At 73.5% G+C, this 20,351-nt stretch carries 15 protein-coding genes and 1 tRNA gene; 9 read left to right on the top strand and 7 right to left on the bottom strand.

The genetic code is table 11. The annotated features are described in order from the left end of the window. Window positions 1–6: 6 nt before the first annotated feature. The 5 genes from nuoL (at window position 7) to ASG41_RS02820 (ending at window position 7,469) form a co-directional block, all read left to right on the top strand. Entirely contained in the window at window positions 7–1,911 is a 1,905-nt protein-coding gene (gene nuoL / locus ASG41_RS02840) for an NADH-quinone oxidoreductase subunit L (RefSeq protein ID WP_200938681.1), read from the top strand. Window positions 1,912–1,963: 52 nt separating this feature from the next. Then, on the top strand, window positions 1,964–3,523 hold the full coding sequence (locus ASG41_RS02835; RefSeq protein ID WP_056289316.1) for an NADH-quinone oxidoreductase subunit M: 1,560 nt from the start codon (window positions 1,964–1,966) through the stop codon (window positions 3,521–3,523). Next, window positions 3,523–5,070 (top strand): NADH-quinone oxidoreductase subunit NuoN, encoded by a 1,548-nt coding sequence (gene nuoN, locus ASG41_RS02830; RefSeq protein ID WP_056289313.1) that lies wholly within the window; start codon window positions 3,523–3,525, stop codon window positions 5,068–5,070. Before ASG41_RS02835 ends, nuoN begins: the two co-directional genes overlap by 1 nt. A gap of 58 nt (window positions 5,071–5,128) precedes the next feature. Further along, the gene (locus ASG41_RS02825) at window positions 5,129–6,190 is read left to right on the top strand and encodes a polyprenyl synthetase family protein (RefSeq protein ID WP_082556475.1); all 1,062 of its coding nucleotides are present in this window, start codon (window positions 5,129–5,131) and stop codon (window positions 6,188–6,190) included. Between the two features lie 82 nt (window positions 6,191–6,272). Then, complete coding sequence (locus ASG41_RS02820) at window positions 6,273–7,469, top strand: sorbosone dehydrogenase family protein (protein WP_056289310.1); 1,197 nt, start codon at window positions 6,273–6,275, stop codon at window positions 7,467–7,469. Here ASG41_RS02820 and ASG41_RS02815 read toward each other — a convergent pair. Beyond that, window positions 7,453–8,112, bottom strand: coding sequence for a pyridoxamine 5'-phosphate oxidase family protein (locus ASG41_RS02815; protein ID WP_200938680.1), 660 nt, complete (start codon window positions 8,110–8,112; stop codon window positions 7,453–7,455). The genes ASG41_RS02820 and ASG41_RS02815 overlap by 17 nt on opposite strands. A gap of 76 nt (window positions 8,113–8,188) precedes the next feature. On the opposite strand from ASG41_RS02815, the gene ASG41_RS02810 reads away from it, so the two are divergent. After that, a complete protein-coding gene (locus ASG41_RS02810; RefSeq protein WP_056289308.1) occupies window positions 8,189–9,541 on the top strand; it encodes a PLP-dependent aminotransferase family protein in 1,353 nt (450 codons plus the stop codon). Here the strand turns inward: ASG41_RS02810 and ASG41_RS02805 are convergent. From ASG41_RS02805 to ASG41_RS02790, 4 genes are all read right to left on the bottom strand, one after another. Next, window positions 9,531–10,856, bottom strand: a complete 1,326-nt coding sequence (locus tag ASG41_RS02805) for a cytochrome P450 (RefSeq protein ID WP_235564396.1) — start codon at window positions 10,854–10,856, stop codon at window positions 9,531–9,533. The genes ASG41_RS02810 and ASG41_RS02805 overlap by 11 nt on opposite strands. Window positions 10,857–10,896: 40 nt before the next feature. Further along, window positions 10,897–12,009: a 2-oxoacid:ferredoxin oxidoreductase subunit beta gene (locus ASG41_RS02800; RefSeq protein WP_235564394.1), complete on the bottom strand. Its 1,113-nt coding sequence runs from the start codon at window positions 12,007–12,009 to the stop codon at window positions 10,897–10,899. Continuing rightward, window positions 12,006–13,958, bottom strand: coding sequence for a 2-oxoacid:acceptor oxidoreductase subunit alpha (locus ASG41_RS02795; RefSeq protein ID WP_056289305.1), 1,953 nt, complete (start codon window positions 13,956–13,958; stop codon window positions 12,006–12,008). Before ASG41_RS02795 ends, ASG41_RS02800 begins: the two co-directional genes overlap by 4 nt. A gap of 105 nt (window positions 13,959–14,063) precedes the next feature. Beyond that, window positions 14,064–14,876, bottom strand: a complete 813-nt coding sequence (locus ASG41_RS02790) for a GAF and ANTAR domain-containing protein (RefSeq protein ID WP_056289302.1) — start codon at window positions 14,874–14,876, stop codon at window positions 14,064–14,066. Window positions 14,877–15,031: 155 nt separating this feature from the next. Here ASG41_RS02790 and htpX point away from each other — a divergent pair, with 155 nt between their 5' ends. Continuing rightward, a complete protein-coding gene (htpX, locus tag ASG41_RS02785; protein ID WP_056289299.1) occupies window positions 15,032–15,907 on the top strand; it encodes a zinc metalloprotease HtpX in 876 nt (291 codons plus the stop codon). 37 nt (window positions 15,908–15,944) lie between these two features. On the opposite strand, the gene ASG41_RS02780 is transcribed toward htpX, so the two are convergent. Further along, window positions 15,945–16,436, bottom strand: a complete 492-nt coding sequence (locus tag ASG41_RS02780; protein ID WP_056289296.1) for a YajQ family cyclic di-GMP-binding protein — start codon at window positions 16,434–16,436, stop codon at window positions 15,945–15,947. A gap of 81 nt (window positions 16,437–16,517) precedes the next feature. On the opposite strand from ASG41_RS02780, the gene ASG41_RS02775 reads away from it, so the two are divergent. Beyond that, window positions 16,518–16,599: transfer RNA gene (locus tag ASG41_RS02775), tRNA-Tyr, on the top strand. Window positions 16,600–16,667: 68 nt separating this feature from the next. Here the strand turns inward: ASG41_RS02775 and ASG41_RS02770 are convergent. After that, the gene (locus ASG41_RS02770) at window positions 16,668–17,096 is read right to left on the bottom strand and encodes a pilus assembly protein TadG-related protein (RefSeq protein WP_056289292.1); all 429 of its coding nucleotides are present in this window, start codon (window positions 17,094–17,096) and stop codon (window positions 16,668–16,670) included. A 627-nt stretch (window positions 17,097–17,723) separates the two neighbouring features. Here ASG41_RS02770 and ASG41_RS02765 point away from each other — a divergent pair. Continuing rightward, window positions 17,724–20,234: a bifunctional diguanylate cyclase/phosphodiesterase gene (locus ASG41_RS02765; protein WP_157518915.1), complete on the top strand. Its 2,511-nt coding sequence runs from the start codon at window positions 17,724–17,726 to the stop codon at window positions 20,232–20,234. Window positions 20,235–20,351 lie beyond the last annotated feature (117 nt).

The raw sequence follows: 20,351 nt of genomic DNA, 5'->3' as shown, positions 1-20,351 counted from the left end.
AGACTCGTGGAAACCGTGCCCGCGACGGGCCTGCTCGCTGCGTCCTGGCTGCTGATCGCGCTGCCGCTGGCCGGCGCGGCCGTGCTGCTGCTGGGCGGGAAGCGCACCGACCGGTGGGGCCACCTGCTGGCCATCGGCACCGTCGTCGCCGCGTTCGTCCTCGCTGTCGCGAGCACCGTGCAGCTGTCCGGGCTCACCACGAAGAGCGTCGGCGTGGAGCTGTTCACCTTCATCTCCACCGGGCAGCTGGACGTGACCGCGGGGCTGCTCTACGACCCGCTGTCGGCGGTCTTCGTGCTGCTGATCACCGGGGTCGGCGCGCTCATCCACGTGTACTCGGTCGGCTACATGGCTCACGACCCGGCCCGCCGCCGGTTCTTCGCCTACCTGAACCTCTTCGTCGCCGCGATGCTGCTGCTGGTCCTGGGCGACAGCTTCGTGGCGCTCTACGTCGGCTGGGAGGGCGTCGGTCTCGCCTCCTACCTGCTGATCGCGTTCTGGTACCAGCGCCCGGCCGCGGCCACCGCCGCCAAGAAGGCGTTCGTCATGAACCGGGTCGGGGACGTCGGCCTGGCCCTGGCGGTCTTCGTGATGTTCGTGCAGTTGGGGACGACGTCCTACGCGGGTGTCCTCGGCTCGGTCGGCCTGCTGGCCGGCGGCACGGTCACCGCGCTGGGCCTGCTGCTCCTGCTGGGCGCGTGCGGCAAGTCCGGGCAGTTCCCGCTGCAGGCCTGGCTGCCCGACGCCATGGAGGGCCCGACCCCGGTCTCGGCGCTCATCCACGCGGCCACCATGGTCACCGCCGGGGTCTACCTGATCGCCCGCAGTGCCCCGGTCTTCGACGCCAGCCCCACCGCCCGCACCGTCGTGCTGGTGGTCGGTGCGATCACGATCCTGATCGGCGCGGTCGCGGGCTGCGCCTTCGACGACATCAAGAAGGTGCTGGCCTGGTCCACGGTCAGCCAGATCGGCTACATGTTCCTGGCCGTCGGGCTGGGCCCGGTCGGCTACGTGGCCGCCATCGCGCACCTGCTCACCCACGGCTTCTTCAAGGCCGGGCTGTTCCTGGGCGCGGGATCGGTCATGCACGGCATGGGCGACCAGACCGACATGCGCCGCTTCGGCGGACTGGCCGGGCGGATGAAGACCACGTTCGTCACCTTCGGGCTGGGCTACCTCGCCCTGATCGGCTTCCCGTTCCTGTCCGGCTACTGGACCAAGGACGCGATCATCGAGGCCGCCTTCGACCGGGGCGGGGTGTCCGGGTACCTGCTGGGCGGGGTCGCCGTGCTGGGGGCCGGGCTGACCGCGTTCTACATGACCCGGCTGATGCTGATGACGTTCGCCGGCCGCCCCCGCTGGGAGGACGGCGTGCACCCGCACGAGTCGCCCGCGGTGATGACGGCGCCGATGGTGGTGCTGGCCGTCGGGTCGGTGGCCGCGGGCTTCCTGCTGGTCGAGGTGTTCCCGCTCGCCGACTGGCTGGCCCCGGTGTTCGGGGCGCCGGAGGAGGCGACCGCGCACGTGGTCCCGCCGCTGGCGGTCAGCGTGCTGGTGACCCTCGTCGTCGCGGTCGGGGTGCTGGTGGCCTGGCTGTTCGTCGGCCGCCGAGAGGTGCCCGTCGTCGCGCCCGAGCGCGTGTCGCTGCCGGTGCGCGCGGCCCGCAACGCCCTCTACGCCGACACCGTCAACGAGACGGTCTTCATGCGGCCGGGGATGTGGCTCACCCGGGCCCTGGTCTACGTCGACAACCGCGGCGTCGACGGCCTGGTCAACGGCATCGGCGCCGGCCTCGGCGGGTCCTCGTCCCGGCTGGGCCGCACCCAGACCGGCTTCGTCCGCTCCTACGCCCTGGGCATGCTCGGCGGCGCCGTGCTCGTCGCCGCCGCCCTGCTGGCGGTGGCCTCGTGAGGCCCGTCCCCGTGCCCGCCCACACCTCCTCCGGACCCAGGGAGCACACCCCGTGAGCGACTTCCCGTGGCTGCTCACGATGATCGCGGTGCCCGCGGTGGGTGGCGCCGTCGTCGCCGCCCTGCCCAGGGGCCGGGACGCCCAGGCCAAGGTCGTGGCGCTGGCCGTCAGCCTGGTCGTGCTGGTCCTGGCGGTGCTGGCCACCGTCGCCTTCGACGTCGGCGGCGAGCGGTTCCAGCTGGCGACGTCGGTCTCCTGGATCCCGGCGTTCGGCGTCGACTTCGCCCTGGGCGTCGACGGCATCGCGCTGGTGATGCTGCTGCTCATCGGGGTGCTGGTGCCGGTCGTCGTCGTCGCGTCCTGGCGGGACACCGGGCCCGGCGGGCGGCCGATGAAGGCCTACTTCGCCTGGCTGCTGGTGCTCGAGGCGATGATGGTCGGGGTCTTCGTGGCCACCGACGTGTTCCTGTTCTACGTCTTCTTCGAGGCGATGCTCGTCCCGATGTACTTCATCATCGGCAGCTTCGGCGGACCCCGCCGGCAGTACGCCGCGGTGAAGTTCTTCCTCTACAGCCTGCTCGGCGGGCTGGTCATGCTGGCCTCGGTCATCGGGCTGTACGTGGTGAGCAACAGCCAGCTCGGCGAGGGCACGTTCGCCTTCGACGCGCTGCGCCAGCTGGAGATCGACCCGGGCGTGCAGAAGCTGCTCTTCCTCGGCTTCTTCATCGCCTTCGCCATCAAGGCCCCGCTGGTGCCCTTCCACACCTGGCTGCCCGACTCCGGTGCCGAGGCCCCGATCGGCGGCGGCGTGCTGCTGGTCGGCGTGCTGGACAAGGTGGGCACGTTCGGCTTCATCCGGTACTGCCTGCCGCTGTTCCCCGACGCCGCCCGCGACTTCGCGCCGTACGTGCTGGTGCTCGCGGTCCTGGGCATCGGCTACGCCGCGCTGCTGGCGATGGGCCAGTCCGACCTCAAGCGGCTGGTCACCTACACGTCGATCGCGCACTTCGGCTTCATCGCGCTGGGCGTCTTCGCCTTCACCACCGAGGGCGGCACCGGCGCGGTGCTCTACATGGTCAACCACGGCATCTCGACCGGGCTGCTCTTCCTGGTCGTCGGCATGCTGATCGCCCGCGGCGGGTCCCGGCAGATCGGCGACTACGGCGGCGTCGCCACGAAGGCCCCGCTGCTCGCCGGGGTGCTGCTGGTGGCGGGCCTGGCCAGCCTCGCGCTGCCGGGCACCAACAGCTTCGTGTCCGAGTTCCTGGTGCTCATCGGGTCGTTCCCGACCTGGCCGGTCGCCACCGTGCTCGCGACCGTCGGCATCGTGCTCGCCGCGCTGTACGTGCTGCTGATGGTCCAGCGCACCATGCACGGCCCGGCTCGCGGCCTGGTGCTGGAGAAGCCGGGTGCGTTCCGCGACCTGGGCCGCCGCGAGCTGGTCGTCGTCGCGCCGCTGATCGCGCTGGTCATCGGGCTGGGCGTCTACCCGCAGCCGCTGCTGGCGCTGATCGACCCCGCCGTCGCCGCCACCATGGTCGACGTCGGCTCCGACCCGGCGGGCACCGAGCCGGTCACCGCCGAACCCACCTCTGAGCAGGGAGCCGACTGATGGGTCCGATCCAGGCGCCGTCGCTGTCGCTGGCCGCGCTCGCCCCGCTGCTCCTCGTCTTCGGGGCGGCCGCGATCGGCGTGCTCGTCGAGGCGTTCGCCCCCCGCGCCGTCCGGCACCCCGTCCAGGTCGCCCTCGCCCTGGTCGGCACCGTCGGGGCGTTCCTCGCCACGCTGCTGCTGGCCGTGGACGGCACCGAGGAGGTCACCGCCGCCGGCGCCCTCGCCGTCGACGGCGCCGGGCTCTTCCTGCAGGCCACCATCGCCGGCCTGGGCGCGCTGTCGGTCCTGCTGTTCGCCGAGCGCGGGCTGGACCCGGCCCGGTCCTCCTTCGTGGCCGCGGCCGCCGTCCCCGCCGGCAGCCCGCGCGACCGCGAGCTGCTCACCAGCGAGCGGGTGCAGACCGAGGTCTACCCGCTGGCCGTCTTCGCCGTCGGCGGGATGATGCTCTTCGTCACCGCGAACGACCTGCTGGTCATGTTCATCGCCCTCGAGGTGCTCAGCCTGCCGCTGTACCTGATCTCCGGACTGGCCCGCCGGCGCCGGCTGCTGAGCCAGGAGGCGGCGGTCAAGTACTTCCTGCTCGGTGCCTTCGCCTCCGCGTTCTTCCTCTACGGCCTGGCGCTGGTCTACGGAGCCACCGGCACCATCCGGCTCTCCGGGATCCGCGAGTCCGTCACCACCGAGGGCACCGGCACGCTGCTGGTCCTGGGTCTCGGGCTGCTCGTCGTCGGCCTGCTGTTCAAGGCCTCCGTCGCGCCCTTCCACACCTGGACGCCGGACGTCTACCAGGGCGCCCCCACCCCGGTCACCGCGTTCATGGCCGCCTGCACCAAGGTCGCCGCCTTCGGCGCGATCCTGCGGCTGCTCTACGTCGCCTTCGGCACGGCGGACTGGACCTGGCGCCCGATCGTCTACGGCATCGCCATCGTCTCCATGCTGGTCGGCGCGGTGCTGGGGCTCACCCAGACCGACGTCAAGCGGATGCTGGCCTACTCCTCCATCGCGCACGCCGGGTTCCTGCTCACCGGCGTCATCGGCCTGGGCGGGGGGACCGGCTCGGGCCTGGCGGCGACGCTGTTCTACCTGCTGGCCTACGGGCTCACCACGCTGGGCGCGTTCGCCGTGGTCACCCTGGTCCGCGACGGCGACGGCGAGGCCACCCACCTGTCCCAGTGGGCCGGCCTGGCCACGCGGTCCCCGCTGACCGCGGGGATCATGGCGTTCCTGCTGCTGGCCCTGGCCGGCATCCCGCTGACCAGCGGGTTCACCGGGAAGTTCGCGGTCTTCCGGGCCGCCATCGAGGTCGGCGCCTGGCCGCTGGCGGTCATCGCGCTGGTCGCCAGCGCGGTCGCCGCGTTCTTCTACCTGCGGCTGATCGTGCTCATGTACTTCTCCGACCCGGCCGTCGACGGGGCCACGGTCGGCGTCCCCGGCCTGCCCACGACCATCGTGCTGGCCGTGACGGTGGCCGCCACCCTGGTCCTCGGGGTGGTCCCCGGCTCGGTGCTGGACCTGGCCGACCGCGCCGCGACGCTGGTCGGGTGAGCGGGCCGGTGGAGCCGCCCACCGGGCGTCCAGCCAGGCCGTCTATCTTCGACCGTTGATGACCGGAGCCAGCACCGCCACCCCCGGGGGCGGGAGCCAGACGCAGCTGTGGAACCGGTCTGCCACCCCGGCGTCCACGATCGGGGCCTGGCTGCCCGAGGGTGAGCTGGGGGAGTCCCTCGCGGCGGGCCTGGCCCGCGTCGAGAGCGAACTGCAGGCCGCCGTCGTCAGCGAGCACGAGTTCGTCGGCGAGGCAGCCGCGCACCTGATGACCGCCGGTGGCAAGCGCTTCCGCCCGGTGCTGGCCCTGCTGGCCGCCCACCTGGGCGACGCCGAGGACCCCCAGGTCGCCACCGCCGCGGTGGTCTGCGAGCTGACCCACCTGGCCACGCTGTACCACGACGACGTCATGGACGAGGCCGCCGTCCGCCGGGGCGCGGCGAGCGCCAACAGCCGGTGGAGCAACAGCATCGCCATCCTGACCGGCGACTTCCTCTTCGCCCGGGCCTCGGACCTGCTCGCCGACCTCGGCCCCGACGCCGTCCGGGTGCAGGCCCGCACCTTCGAGCGGCTGGTCACCGGCCAGATCCGGGAGACCGTCGGCCCGGCACCCGGCGAGGACCCGATCGCCCACCACCTGTCGGTGCTGGCGGACAAGACCGGGTCCCTGGTCGCCACCTCGGCCCGCTTCGGGGCCACCTTCGCCGGCGTCGACCCGGCCGTCGTGGCCGACCTCACCGCCTACGCCGAGGAGGTCGGGGTGGCCTTCCAGCTCTCCGACGACCTCATCGACATCGTCAGCGAGTCCGGCACCTCGGGGAAGTCCCCGGGCACGGACCTGCGCGAGGGCATCGCCACCCTGCCGGTGCTGCTGGCGCTGGCCGGCGACGACCCGGCCGAGGCCCGGCTGCGCGAGCTGGTGGCCGGCCCCGTCACCGACGACGCCGAGCACGCCGAGGCGCTGGCCCTGCTGCGTTCCTCGGCCTCGCTGGCCCGCGCCACCGAGGTGCTCGAGCAGTACGCCGACCGGGCCCGCGCCCGGCTGGGCAGCGTGCCCGACGGCGAGGTCCGCGAGGCGCTGTCCGCGTTGTGCGCGTACGTCGTCACCCGCAGCGCCTGAACGAGGGTCACGCCGCCCCCACCGCTCGAGGGCCCGCGGCGGGCCCCTGCAGCGTGGCCGGACGGCAGGGACAGTGGGGGGCATGGGGAACCCACGTACCGCTCGACTGACCGCTCTGCTGGCCGGTGCGGTGCTGCTCGCCGGGTGCAGCGCCGCCGACTCCGCCGACGCGGCCGACGCCGCCGCCGAACCGCCCGCCGGAGCCCCCGCGCTGCAGGTGGAGACGGTCCTGGACGGCCTGGACCACCCCTGGGACGTCGCGCAGGCCCCCGACGGCACGCTGCTGCTCGACGAGCGGGACGGCCGGCTGACCGTCGTCCTGCCCGACGGCACCTCCCGTGCGCTCGACGCCGACCTCGACGACGTGTGGGCCGAGGGCGAGACCGGTCTGATGGGCCTCGTGCTCGACCCGGCCTTCGACGACAGCCGCCGGTTCTACACCTGCTCGGGCATCACCGACGGCGGCGCCGACGGCGGGCCCGGCATCGAGGTCACCGCCTGGACCGTGGACGAGGGCTGGACCGCGGCCACCCGGGTCGCCGACCCGCTGGTCGGTGGCATCCCGGTCAACGCAGACTCCGGCCGGCACGGCGGCTGCCGGCTGCGCTTCGACGACGCCGGACAGCTGCTGGTCGGCACCGGGGACAACGCCGTCGGCACCAACGCCCAGGACCTGTCCACGCTGGCCGGCAAGGTGCTCCGGGTGGACCCGCAGACCGGGCAGCCCTCGGCGGGCAACCCGTTCCTGGAGCTGACCGACCCCACCTCGCACGCGATCGTCGGCTACGGGCACCGCAACGTGCAGGGCCTCGCCGTCCGGCCGGGCACCGGCGCCGTCTTCACCGCCGAGCAGGGCAGCCAGGTCGACGACGAGGTCAACCTGGCCACCGACGGCGGAAACTACGGCTGGGACCCGGTCGGTGCGGGCGACTACGACGAGTCGGTGCCGATGACCGACACCGAGATCCCCGGCGCGATCGAGGCCGTCTGGTCCTCCGGGGACCCCACGATCGCGGTCTCGGGCATCACCTTCCTCGACGGCGAGGAGTGGGGCGCCTACGACGGGCTGCTGCTGCTGGGCGTGCAGAAGGACACCGGCGTGCTGGCCCTGCGGCTGGGCGAGGACGGCTCGCTGGTCGAGCAGTTCCGCGTCCCCGAGCTCGAGGGCACCTACGGCCGGGTGCGCAGCCCGCAGCTGGGCGCCGACGGCGCGCTGTACCTGACCACCGACAACGGCGACGGCGAGGACCAGCTGCTCCGGGTCACCCCCGCGAGCTGACCCGGGCGGGCACCGGGGTGCCCGCCGGCAACAGCGGGCAAGGCTCCGGGGTGCCCCACGCGGTCCGCAGCGGCAGCACCCCGGCCCAGTCCGCCACGGGGTCGGCGAGGTCGCGCTCGTCCTCCCCGGGTGGGCCGGTCCGGGTCTTGACGCTGGCCTCGGTGAGGTCCAGCGCCAGCACCGACGTCGCGGCGAGCTCCTTGCGGTCGGGCTGTCGGGACGCCGTCCACGAGCCCGGCGCCAGGTGCTCGGTGAGGACGCCGAGGCCGTGCCACCGCTCGTCCGGGTCGGTGACCAGCCGGGCCACGCCCTGCACGACGGCGCTGCGGTGGTTCATCGAGTGGTGGAAGGAGGACCGGGCGTAGACGATCCCGTCGACGTGGGTGACGGTGAAGCAGACCGGCACGCCCGATGCCGCCGCGCGCAGCGTGGCCGCCCCGGTGGAGCCGTGCAGGTACAGCGTCTCGCCGTCCCGGCCGTAGCCGGTGGGCAGCACCAGCGGGCCGGTCGGCAGTGTCATGCCCAGGTGCCCCACCAGGCCGGCGTCGAGCACGGCGTACAGCTCGGCGCGGTCGGTCCGGGCCCGCACGGCGTTGCGGCGCACGGTGGACCGGGGGGTGGGGGAGAGCGGCAGGTTGGTCACGGTCCCAGGGTGGCCGCCGGCGTGGCATCCTCCCAGGGCCAATCCGCACCGATCCCACCAGTCCACCGGAGCGACGATGACCGAGCCGCCCGTCCTGCTGGACCGGCGCAGCGGCGTGCCGCTGGCCGTCCAGCTCGCCGACGGCCTGCGCTCCTCCCCGGTGCTCCGCGTCGGGGACCGGCTGCCCTCCACCCGGCAGCTGGCGAGCACCCTCGGCGTCAGCCGCACGGTGACCGCGGCCGCCTACGACCAGCTGCTCGCCGAGGGCTGGCTGGAGGGCCGCCGTGGGGTGGGCTCCTTCGTCGTCGGGACGCCCCCGGCTGCACCGGTCGACCGGCGGTCCCGCCCCGACCCGACGCCCTCGGTCGCGGTGGACCTGCGACCCGGGGCACCGTGCCTGGAGGTCCTGGACCGGGCCGCCTGGCGCCGGGCCTGGCGCGCCGCGGGGGACGAGCCGCCCGACGTCGGCTGGGACCCGATCGGCACCCCCGCCTTCCGCACGGCCGTCGTCGAGCACCTGCTGCGCCACCGCGGCCTGCCCGCCGACCCGGACGACGTGCTGGGCACCAGCGGCACCTCCGCCGGCGTCGCCGAGGTGGCCCGGCTGCTGCCGCCCGGCTCCCGGGTCGGCGTGGAGGACCCCGGATACGGCAGGGCGGTCGGTGCGCTGCTGGCCACCGGCGTCACGGTCGTCCCGCTGCGGGTCGACCACGACGGCCTGGTCGTCGACGAGGTCCCCGCCGGGCTGGCCGCGGTCTACTGCACGCCGGCCCACCAGTTCCCGCTCGGCGGTCGGCTGCCCGCCGCCCGCCGGGTCGCGCTGGTGGAGTGGGCCCGCGCGGAGGGCACCCTGGTGCTGGAGGACGACTACGACGGCGAGCTGCGCTACGACGTCGCCCCGCTCCCGTTGCTGGCCTCGCTGGCACCCGACGTCGTCGTCCACCTCGGCACGACGTCCAAGGTGCTCAGCCCGACCCTGGGCGTCGGCTGGCTGGTCGCCCCACGGCCACTGCGGGACCGGCTGGTGGAAGCCCGCACCGCGACCGGCACCCGGCCGGCCCGGGCCGGGCAGCGGGTCCTCGCCGCGCTGGCCGGGCACGGCGACCTGTCCCGGCACCTGCGCCGGCTCCGCCGCGAGCTGGCCGCCCGCCGCGACCTGGTCCGCGGGGCCGTCGCCGACGCCGGGCACCGCACGGTCGGCGACGCCGCCGGGGCCCACCTGGTGGTGCCGCTGGCCGACCGGGCCACCGAGGAGCGGGTCCGTGCGGACGCGCTGGCCGGTGGGGTGGCGGTGGACGGGCTGGCCCGGCACACCACGGCAGCAGGGGGGCCGGCCGGGCTCGTCGTCGGCTGGGCAGCGCCCACCCGGGCGGAGCTGGTCGACGCCCTCGCCGTGCTGACCGGGGCCCTGCGGGGCGTCAGACCCTGACGGGGAGGGCCAGCGGACCGCGCAGCACGGTCGCCACCCGCGGGGTCGGCGCGCCGGCCAGCCGCATCCCCGGGGCCCGCTCGGCCAGCACCCGCAGCGCCACCTCGCCCTCCAGCCGGGCCAGCGGGGCACCCAGGCAGTAGTGCGCGCCCCCGGAGAACGCCAGGTGCGGGGCGGCCTGCACGCGGTGCAGGTCGAACCGGTCCGGGTCGGTGTGCACCGCCGGGTCGCGGTTCGCGCTGGCCAGCAGCAGCAGCACGCCGCTGTCCCGGCGCACCGCCCGCCCCTCGATCTCCACGTCGGAGTGGGCGAACCGGGCGGTCAGCTGCACCGGCGGGTCGAAGCGCAGGGTCTCCTCGACCGCCGCGCCCGCCAGGCCGGGGTCGGCCACCAGTGCCGCCCACTCGCCCGGCGTGCGCTGCAGCGCCTGCACGGCGTTGCCGATCAGGTTCGTGGTCGTCTCGAACCCGGCCACCAGCAGCAGCTGGGCCAGGGCCAGCACCTCGTCGGCGGTGGCGGTCCCGCCGTCGACGGCGGTCGCCAGCGTGGAGACGACGTCCTCGCCCGGGTCGAGGCGGCGCTGCTCCAGCAGCTGGGCGAACAGTGCCCGCAGGTCCGCGGTGGCCCGGGCCAGCTCCCGGGCGTGCGCGGGGCTCTTCACGCCGTCCAGGGCCGAGCCCAGCGCGCGGCCCCAGCGGGCGAACCGCTCGCTGTCCACGTCGGGCACGTCCAGCAGGGCGGCGATGACGGTGATCGGCAGCGGGGATGCCAGCTCGGTGACCAGGTCGAACGGGCCGCGGCGGGCCAGTGCGGTGTCCAGCAGCTGTGCGGTGACCCGCTCGGCCACCTCCCGGTAGTGCGCCAGCCGCCGCGGGGCGAACGCCGGCTGGGCCAGCCGGCGCAGCCGGGTGTGCTCCGGTGCGTCCAGGGTGAGCAGCGACAGGTCCACCGGCTCCAGGAGCGAGTCCTCGCCGCCGCCGAGCCGGTCGCCGCCGTCGGAGAGCCGGACGCCGAACCGCCGGTCGCGCAGCACCGCCTCCACCGAGGCGTGCGTGGCCAGCGCCGTCAGCCCGGTGCCCGAGCGGACCGGGCCGCCGGCCAGCTGGGCGGCGCGCAGCTGGGCGTAGACCGGGTAGGGGTCCAGCCGCCACGGCCGGTGCAGCAGCCGGGCCACCCGGTCCCCGCGCAGAGCCAGGGCCAGGCCGCCGGCGCGCAGTGCACCGATCCGCAGGCCCAGGGCGGCGTCGGCGGTGAGCCGGCCGATCGCCGTCCTGGGCTCACCGGGACGGACGACGCTGTCGGTCCCGGTGCTCACCGGCGCTGGTGGCCGGCGAGGGAGTACGTGTGTCCGCGAGTCACGCCTCGACTGTCCACGAGTCGTTCCCGGCGAGCAACCCCGCCAGGTCCGCAGGCTGCCCGGACCGGGCGTCCTCAAGCTGGTCGGCCATCATCGCCTCGTAGGTCGGCTTCTGGATCGAGCGGAAGACGCCCATCGGGGTGTACCGCAGGTCCTGGCTGGACAGCCGGGACAGCGCGAACGCGTAGGACGGGTCGGTCCGGTGCGCGTCGTGCACCACGATCTGGGACTCCTCGACCTGGTTGGTCTCGGCGATCCGCAGCCCGCCGGCCCCGTCGGCGACGACGCACGAGGCGCCGTCCGGGCCGAAGACCAGCTTCTCCCCGTGCACCAGCGGGATCGTCCACTGGGTGCCGGTCAACGGGTCCTTGAGCAGCTCGAAGGCACCGTCGTTGAAGATGTTGCAGTTCTGGTAGATCTCCACCAGCGCGGTGCCCTGGTGCTCGGCAGCCTGCCGCAGCACGTCGGTGAGCCCCTTGCGGTCGGAGTCCATCGCCCGGCCCACGAACGTCGCATCGGCCCCCAGGGCGAGACTCACCGGGTTGAACGGGTGGTCCAGCGAGCCCATCGGGGTGGACTTGGTGACCTTGCCGATCTCCGAGGTGGGGGAGTACTGGCCCTTGGTGAGACCGTAGATCCGGTTGTTGAACAGCAGGATCGTCAGGTTCACGTTGCGGCGCAGCGTGTGGATCAGGTGGTTGCCGCCGATGGACAGCGCGTCGCCGTCCCCGGTGACGACCCACACCGACAGCTCCGGCCGAGAGGCGGCCAGCCCGGTCGCGATGGCCGGGGCGCGGCCGTGGATCGAGTGCATCCCGTAGGTGTTCATGTAGTACGGGAAGCGCGAGGAGCAGCCGATCCCGGACACGATGACCATGTCCTCGCGGGCGATGCCCAGGCTGGGCAGGAACGACTGGACGGCGTTGAGGATCACGTAGTCCCCGCAACCGGGGCACCAGCGGACCTCCTGGTCGGTCTTGAGGTCCTTGGCCTTGAGCGTCGTCTGCTTCTCACCGCCCAGCTCCACGGAGCGGGCGACGGCGTCGGCGATGCGCTGGTCGAACGCGGGCATGCCCAGCTCGTGGACGTGCGCGTCGATGGGTGTGGTCACGACTGGCCTCCGGACAGGACGGGGTCGGCCGTGGTGGCCGCCCCGTCGATGACGTCCTGCAGGACGGCGGCGAGCTCGGCGGCCCGGAAGGGCAGCCCGCGCACCTGGGTGTGGCTCTGCACGTCGACGAGGTACTTGGCGCGCAGCAGCATGGAGAGCTGGCCGAGGTTCATCTCCGGGCACACCACGCGGTCGTAGGACCGCAGGATGTCGCCGAGGTCGGCCGGCAGCGGGTTGAGGTGGCGCAGGTGCACCTGCGCGATGGACCGGCCCGACCGGCGGATCCGCCGGCAGGCGGCCCCGATCGGCCCGTACGTGGACCCCCAGCCGATCACCGCGACGGTGGCGTCGCCGTCGGGGTCGTCGACCTCGGTGGGCGGCAGGGACGCCGCGATCCCGTCGATCTTGGCCTGGCGGGTGCGGGTCATGAAGTCGTGGTTGGCCGGGTCGTAGGAGATGTTCCCCGTGCCGTCGGCCTTCTCCAGCCCACCGATCCGGTGCTGCAGGCCCTTGGTGCCGGGCACCGCCCACGGCCGCGCCAGGGTCTCGGGGTCCCGCAGGTAGGGCAGGAACTCCCCGTCCGGGCCGTTGGGCTCGGTGGCGAACTCGGTCCGCAGGTCGGGCAGCGACTCGACGTCGGGCACGGCCCACGGCTCGGCGCCGTTGGCCAGGTAGCCGTCGGAGAGCAGGAAGACCGGGGTGCGGTAGGTCAGCGCGATCCGGCACGCCTCGATGGCGGCGTCGAAGCAGTCCCCGGGCGATCGCGGGGCCACCACCGGGACGGGGGCCTCGCCGTTGCGGCCGAAGAGGGCCTGCAGCAGGTCCGACTGCTCGGTCTTGGTGGGCAGGCCGGTGGAGGGCCCACCGCGCTGGACGTCGACGATGACCAGCGGCAGCTCGGTCATGACCGCCAGGCCGATCGTCTCGCCCTTGAGCGCCACGCCCGGGCCCGACGTCGTGGTGATGCCCAGCGCGCCGCCGAAGCTGGCGCCCAGGGCCGCACCGATGCCGGCGATCTCGTCCTCGGCCTGGTAGGTCCGCACCCCGAAGGCCTTGTGCTTGCTCAGCTCGTGCAGCACGTCCGAGGCCGGGGTGATCGGGTACGCGCCCAGGAAGACCGGCAGGCCCGAGCGCTGCCCGGCCGCGACCAGGCCGTAGGCCAGCGCCTGGTTGCCCGAGATGTTGCGGTAGGTGCCCGGGGCCATCGGGGCCGGCTTGACCTCGTAGGAGACCGCGAACGCCTCGGTGGTCTCGCCGTAGTTGAACCCGGCCCGGAACGCGGCGATGTTGGCCGCGGCGATCTCGGGCTTCTTGCGGAACTGGCGCTCGAGGAACCGGATCGTGCCCTCGGTGGGCCGGTGGTACATCCAGGACAGCAGGCCGAGGGTGAACATGTTCTTGCTCCGCTCGGCCTCCTTCTTGCCCAGGCCCGAGCCCGCGAGCGCATCGGTGGTCATCGAGGTCAGCGGGACGCTGACCAGCTGCCAGCCGTCCAGCGAGCCGTCCTCGAGCGGGTTCTCCGCGTACCCGACCTTGGCCAGGTTGCGGGCGGTGAACTCGTCGGAGTCGGCGATCAGCAGACCGCCGCCGGGGAGGTCGGCGATGTTGGCCTTGAGCGCGGCCGGGTTCATCACGACCAGCACGTCGGGGGCGTCCCCCGGGGTCATGATGTCGTGGTCGGCGAAGTGCAGCTGGAAGCTGGACACACCCGGCAGGGTCCCCGTGGGCGCCCGGATCTCGGCAGGGAAGTTGGGCAGCGTCGACAGGTCGTTGCCGAAGGACGCGGTCTCGCTGGTGAAGCGGTTGCCGGTCAGCTGCATGCCGTCGCCGGAGTCGCCGGCGAGTCGGATGACGACCCGGTCCAGCTGGACGACGCTCTTGACCAGGCCACCGGGCGCAGAGGCCTGCGTCAGGGTGGTGGGCTCGGTCGAGGGGGTGCTCTCGCTCATCAGGGGTGTACCTCCACCGACCGAGGTTACGTCGCGGGGGGCACCGGCCGAGCGCTCAGGACCGTGCAGTGGTGGAGAGCACACAGGGTGCCCTCACCGGAGGGGTCAGTTCGTGAGCGCGCCGAACTCCGCCAGCGTGCGGACGGCGACCTCGCGCAGCTTCACGTTGCTCTCCTGGGAGACCTTGCGCAGCACCCCGAAGGCGTCGTCCGGGGTGATCCGCCGGACCACGGCGACGGCTCCCTTGGCCTGCTCGATGACCGCCCGGGAGGCGATCGCCTCCTCCAGCTGGCTGATCAGCGTCGCCGACCGGTGGTGCTGCAGCTGCCCGGCCACCAGGCCGGTGCCGATCCGGCTGATCAGCACGGCGAGGGCCTCGTCGTCGTCGCTGAAGCCGTCCAGGGAGTGGCTGTAGACGTTCAGGGCGCCGAAGCCCACCCCGTCGACCTGCAGTGGGCAGGCCAGGAAGGCGCGCATCCCGTCGGCGACGGCGGCCCGGGTGAACTCCGGCCACGCCTGCGCGCTCTCGGACACCGTCACCCGGACGACGACGCCCTCGCGGGCAGCGTGCAGGCAGGGGCCCTCGTCCACGTCGTACTGGTCCCGGTCGACGGCGAGCGTGCGCTCGTCGGTGAAGGCCGAGGTGAACGGCGTCCCGTCCTGCAGGGCGGTGACCCCGGCCGAGTCGCAGTCGTCGATGACGGCCTTGGCGAGGTCGGCGATCCGCTGCAGCAGCTCGGTGATGTCCTTGCCGTGCACCTGGGGTCCGGTGAGCGTCTCCACCACCTGCGCCACGGCACCCGGGCGGGCGACCGACACCGCCGACACCAGGGCGGCGACGTCACGGCCCGAGGACCGGTTCGGCAGGGCGACGGCGGGCTGCTCGCCGGTGCTCGTGGGGCTGGTGTCGGTGCTCATGGTCGCCGCGCGCTCCCGGCTCCTGGGGGACGGGGGAGGTGACCCGTGGCGCCGGGGACGGCGCTCAGGGGAGTCAGCATAAGGGGTCCTGATGAAGGGTCCTGGCCAGCTCCCAGGTGGGGGAACGGCGGTCCCGGCCCCGGCGTTGAGCGGGCGTGCACCGCTGGAACAACGGTCTGAAGACCGCGCTGCTGCTCGGCCTCATGGCCGGGCTCCTCCTGCTCGCCGGTGCGGCCATCGGTGGCCGGGGCGGACTGCTGGTCGCCCTGGTGGTCGCCCTGGGCGTGAACGGCTACGCGTGGTTCAACAGCGCGCAGCTGGCGCTGCGGTCGATGCGGGCGTTCCCGGTGACCGAGACCCAGGCGCCGCAGGTCTACGCGATCGTGCGCGAGCTGGCCACCGAGGCCCGCCAGCCCATGCCCCGGCTCTACGTCAGCCCGACCAACCAGCCCAACGCGTTCGCCACCGGTCGCAACCCGCGCAACGCCGCAGTGTGCTGCACGCAGGGGATCCTGGAGCTGCTGGACCGCCGCGAGCTGCGCGGGGTGCTCGCCCACGAGCTGTCCCACGTCTACAACCGCGACATCCTGATCGGCTCGGTGGCCGGGGCGATGGCCACCGTCGTGACGTACCTGGCCCAGCTGGCGGCGTTCGCGAACCTCTTCGGCGGCAGGTCGGGGGAGCGCGGTGGGGGCAACGCGCTGGGCGGCCTGCTGCTGGTCGTGCTGGGTCCGGTGGCGGCCGGCGTCGTGCAGATGGCGGTCAGCCGGAGCCGGGAGTTCCAGGCCGACGCGTCGGGGGCCCGGCTCAGCCAGGACCCGCTGGCGCTGGCCTCGGCTCTGGCCAAGCTGGAGTCCGGGGTCGCGATGCGCCCGCTGCCACAGGACCAGCGGCTGGTGACCCAGAGCCACCTGATGATCGCCAACCCGTTCCGCGGTGCCGGGATGGCGTCGATGTTCCGGACCCACCCGCCGATGGCGGAGCGGATCACCCGGTTGGAGGAGATGGCCCGCCGGCTCGAGCAGCGCTGACCGGCGCTGCGGCGCCCCGACGGGGCGCCGCAGACGCTCAGCGGTAGTTGTCGAACTGCAGGGCGATCTCGAAGTCCTTGCCCTTGAGCAGGGCCTGGACGGCCTGCAGGTCGTCGCGCTTCTTGCCGCTGACCCGCAGCGAGTCGCCCTGGATCTGGGCCTGCACGCCCTTGGGACCCTCGTCCCGGATGGCCTTGGCGATCTGCTTGGCCTTGTCCGAGGCGATGCCCTGCTGGATGGTCGCGGCGATCTTGTAGCTCTTGCCCGAGGCCTGCGGCTCGCCGGCGTCGATCGCCTTCATCGAGATGCCGCGCTTGACCAGCTTCTCCTTGAAGACCTCCAGGGCCGCCGCGACCCGCTCCTCGGTGTCGGCGGTGAGCGTGACGCCCTCCTCGCCGGCCCAGGCGATCGCGGCGTTGGTGCCGCGGAAGTCGAAGCGCTGGGACAGCTCCTTGCCCGCCTGGTTCAGGGCGTTGTCGACCTCCTGGCGGTCGACCTTGCTGACGACGTCGAAGGACGCATCGGCCATGTCTGGCTCCTCTCTGTCGTGGGTGGACCACTGCTGAAGGGGTCCGCCTGCATCTTGTACGCTCGTCGGGCACCACACCGGGGCGGGTTGCCCGAGTGGCCAATGGGAGCGGACTGTAAATCCGTCGGCTTAGCCTTCGAAGGTTCGAATCCTTCACCCGCCACGCACTCCGGTACGACGGCCCCCGACCACCAGGTCGGGGGCCGTCGTCGTACCCGGGTGGTCGGCCCGTCAGGCCGTGGGGGCCCGGGCGCTGGCCACGGCGGTGCGCTCCAGCGACCGGCCGGCCAGGAACAGCCAGCCGAAGGCGATGTCCACGGTGCGCGTGCACCGCACGGTGACCTCGACCCCGTCGGTGCTGGCCGACCAGGAGTCCAGCCGGCTCCCGCCGTCGCGCAGCTGGTCGGCGACCGCGGCCTCCGCCCCGGCCCGGCTCAGCGGCAGGGCCGCGCCCACCCCCTGGGAGTAGACGGTGCCCTCGTCGGTCTGGTTGGCCGCGGCGAGGGCGGCGCCGTCGCAGACCGACTGGACGCGCTGCTGCTCCAGGAAGGCGTCAGAGGCGGCGATGGCACCGAAGGCCATCAGGGCCGCCACCAGCCAGCAGACCAGCACGAAGGGCAGCGTCGAGCCGTCCTCGGAGCCGCGTCGCCGGGTGTGCACGGCGACAGGTTAGGGCGGGTGCGGCGCCGTGGGGCGGCGCCCGCCGCACGACGTGTGGACGGCCGCCCGGGGCATCCCGGTCACACCTGTCGGTCAGTGAGCGGTCACACCCAGGTGTCCACCGGGGCGGCGTGTCGCACCACCCGCCTCGGGTGTCACACGATCGGTGACCTGAGGTCATCTGACCTCACGGTGGGTGATGACGCCCCAGATGATCACCCGAACGTGCGCGTCCTGGCTTGCCCGAACGGGTGAGCCGCCGCAATCTGCTCACAGCGGTCCTTGCCGACCTTGCTCTGCCCCCGCGTGGGCGGCTGCCGCACAACGAGCAGTCCTGCCATGCCTGAGGAGGCGTCATGTCCAGCACCACCGCCATGTCCAGCACCAGCACCTCCGCCCGCGGTTCGCGCTGGAGCCGTGGCTCCCGCTGGAGCCGTGGCTCCCGCTGGAGCTGATCTCCAGCACCCCGCGGGCACGGCCGACGTCGCCGCTCCGGCGACGCGGCCGTGCCCCGTGCGGGTGAGGTGCCCCCTGGGGGTGCTCACCCGCTGTTAGCCTCGGCCGACGCGCTTCCCGACAGACAGGGTGACGTTGGCCGAGTCTCAGTGGGGCACACCGCGCCGAGCGGTGCGCCTGCTCCGGACGCCCTGGGGCATCGCCGTGCTGGCGTTGTCGCTCGCGGCGGCCCTCGGCCTGCCCGTCTTCTCCCAGGTCGCGCCGTCCGCGCCGTCGTGGTTCGTGCTGGTGGTCTTCCTGGCCTTCCTGGTCACCGACTCGGTCACGCTGCACGTGGAGTTCCGGCGACAGACGTTCACGATCACCCTCACCGAGGTGGCCCTCGTCGTCGCCCTGGTCGAGATCGGCGGGCTCTGGACCCTGGCCGCCCGCGTCACCGCGCTGGCCCTGGTGCTGGTCCGCGAGCGCTACCCGGTCGGCAAGGCCCTGTTCAACCTGGGTCAGGCGGTCGTCGAGGTGGCCACCGCCACGCTGGTGCTGTCCGTGCTCCCCGTGCAGGACCTCGCCGACCCGCTGGCCTGGGCCTCGCTCCTGCTGGCGGTCGGGTCCTCCGGGGTCATCGGCGCCTGCATGGTCGCCTGCGCCATCACCCTGAGCAGCTCGTGGCCGGGGTGGTCCTTCGTCGTCACCACGCTGGGGTCGCAGGCCGCGATCAGCCCGCTGAGCGTGGCGGTCGGGATCGTCGTGCTGCTGCTCAACGAGCAGACCGCGTGGTCCCCGGTCCTGACCCTGCCGCTGGTCGCCGCGGTCGTGCTGACATTCCGGCAGGCCGCCCGCGCCTCCCGCGAGCGCCGGGACGTCCAGCGGGTCTACGACTTCGCCCGCCGCGTGGAGGAGGTCAGCCCCGACGAGGAGGGCACCCGGCAGATCGTCACCGCCGTCCGGGAGCTCCTCAACGCCGAGCGCGTGGCCCTGTGGCTGCCGCCCTACCTCGACGAGGAACCCCGCCTGGTCGTCGACCAGGCCGGGGACGGTGAGGCCTGGTACGACGGCCCCAGCGACCCCGACGACCTCGTCCGCCGGCGTGCGGTCGACCCCGAGCGCGGGGGGCCGGTCCTGCTGTCGACCGCCCGGGCGACGCCCGAGGAGCTCGTGGCGCTGTCCCGTCGCGGTGCCGCGGAGGTCCTCGGTGCGCCGGTGATGACCGCGGCCGGCGAGCCGGGCTACCTGGAGGTCTGCGACCGGCAGAGCGACGTCGTCTCCTTCGCCTCCGGCGACCGGGCGGCGCTGGACTCCATGCTCACCCACGTCAACGCCGCGATCCGCCAGCAGCAGCTGCTCACCCGGATCCGCTACGACGCCGACCACGACCGGCTCACCGGGCTGCCCAACCGCCAGCGGCTGGCCGCCGAGGTCGACGCCCTGCTCGCCGTCGACGCCGGGAACGCCCGGGTCGGGCTGGTCTTCGCCCTGCTGGACAACTACACCGAGGTCACCGACACCCTGGGGCACGCCGCCAGCGACGAGCTGCTGCTGGTGACCGCCGGCCTGTTGCGCGAGCACGCGCCGCCGACCGCGCTGGTCGCCCGGATGGAGGGTGGCCAGTTCGCCGTCATGCTGCCGGGGCTGAGCCTGCCGGCGACCGAGCGCGCGGCCCGCCGGCTCCGGGACGCCGCGAGCACCCGGGCCCGGGTCGCCGGGCTGGACCTGGAGATCTCGTTGACCCTGGGCGTGGCCGCCTCCCCGGTGCACGGGGACGAGTCCGGCACGCTCATGCAGCGTGCCGACGTCGCCCTGCTGGCCGGCCACAGCTCGGGCGGCGTGGCCAGCTACCACCCGGTGCTGGACCAGCAGAGCCTGCGCCGTCTGCAGCTGGGCACCGAACTCGAGTCCGCGATGGCCGAGAAGCAGATCACCGTGGTCTTCCAGCCCATCGTCGACGCGGTGACCTCCGACATCCTCTCGGTGGAGACGCTGGTCCGCTGGGCCCACCCGCGGTACGGCAACGTGCCCCCGGACGACTTCATCGGCCTGGCCGAGCAGATCGGCCGGATCGGCATGGTCACCGACTACGTGCTCGACCTCGCGCTGGCCCGCTGCCGCAAGTGGCTGGACCAGGACATCGCACTGTCGGTGGCGGTGAACCTGTCCGCGCGCTGCCTGGCCGAGGTGGACCTGGTCGACCGGGTGCGCGCCGCCCTGCGCCACCACGGCGTGCCGGGCGAGCTGCTGACCCTGGAGCTGACCGAGGGCAGTGTCGTCGACGACTCGGTGCGCAACTCCACCGTGTTGGCCGACCTGCACTCGCTGGGTCTGCGGCTGTCGATGGACGACTTCGGCACCGGCTACTCCTCGCTGTCCCAGCTGCGCCAGCTGCCCATCGACGAGCTCAAGATCGACAAGTCCTTCGTGCTGGGCATGTCGACCAGTCAGAGCGAGTCCTTCATCGCCCGGTCGATCGTCGAGCTGGCGCACAACCTGGGCCTGCGCGTGGTCGCCGAGGGCGTCGAGGACGAGGTCACCCGGGACCTGCTGGCCGAGATGGGCTGCGACAAGCTCCAGGGCTTCCTGGTGAGCCGTCCGCTGCCCGACGACCGGCTGGAGAACTGGCTGTTGGCCCGCACCGGCATCCGCTCCGCCGCACCCGGGGCCGCGCACCGTCGGCTCTTCGTGCGCTCCTGAGACGCGCACGGGACACCCTGCGACACGACCTCCGGGGCGTTTGTTAGAGTCTCCGGGCACGCTCCGAGAGGGGCCGAGCACCCGCCCGAGAGGGCCGGGGGTAAGGTCTCCGGGAGC

The organism is Modestobacter sp. Leaf380, from assembly GCF_001424485.1.
Classification (GTDB): domain Bacteria; phylum Actinomycetota; class Actinomycetes; order Mycobacteriales; family Geodermatophilaceae; genus Klenkia.
The sequence above is the reverse complement of the archived record's forward strand: the minus strand, read 5'-3'. Positions and strand labels throughout refer to the sequence as shown.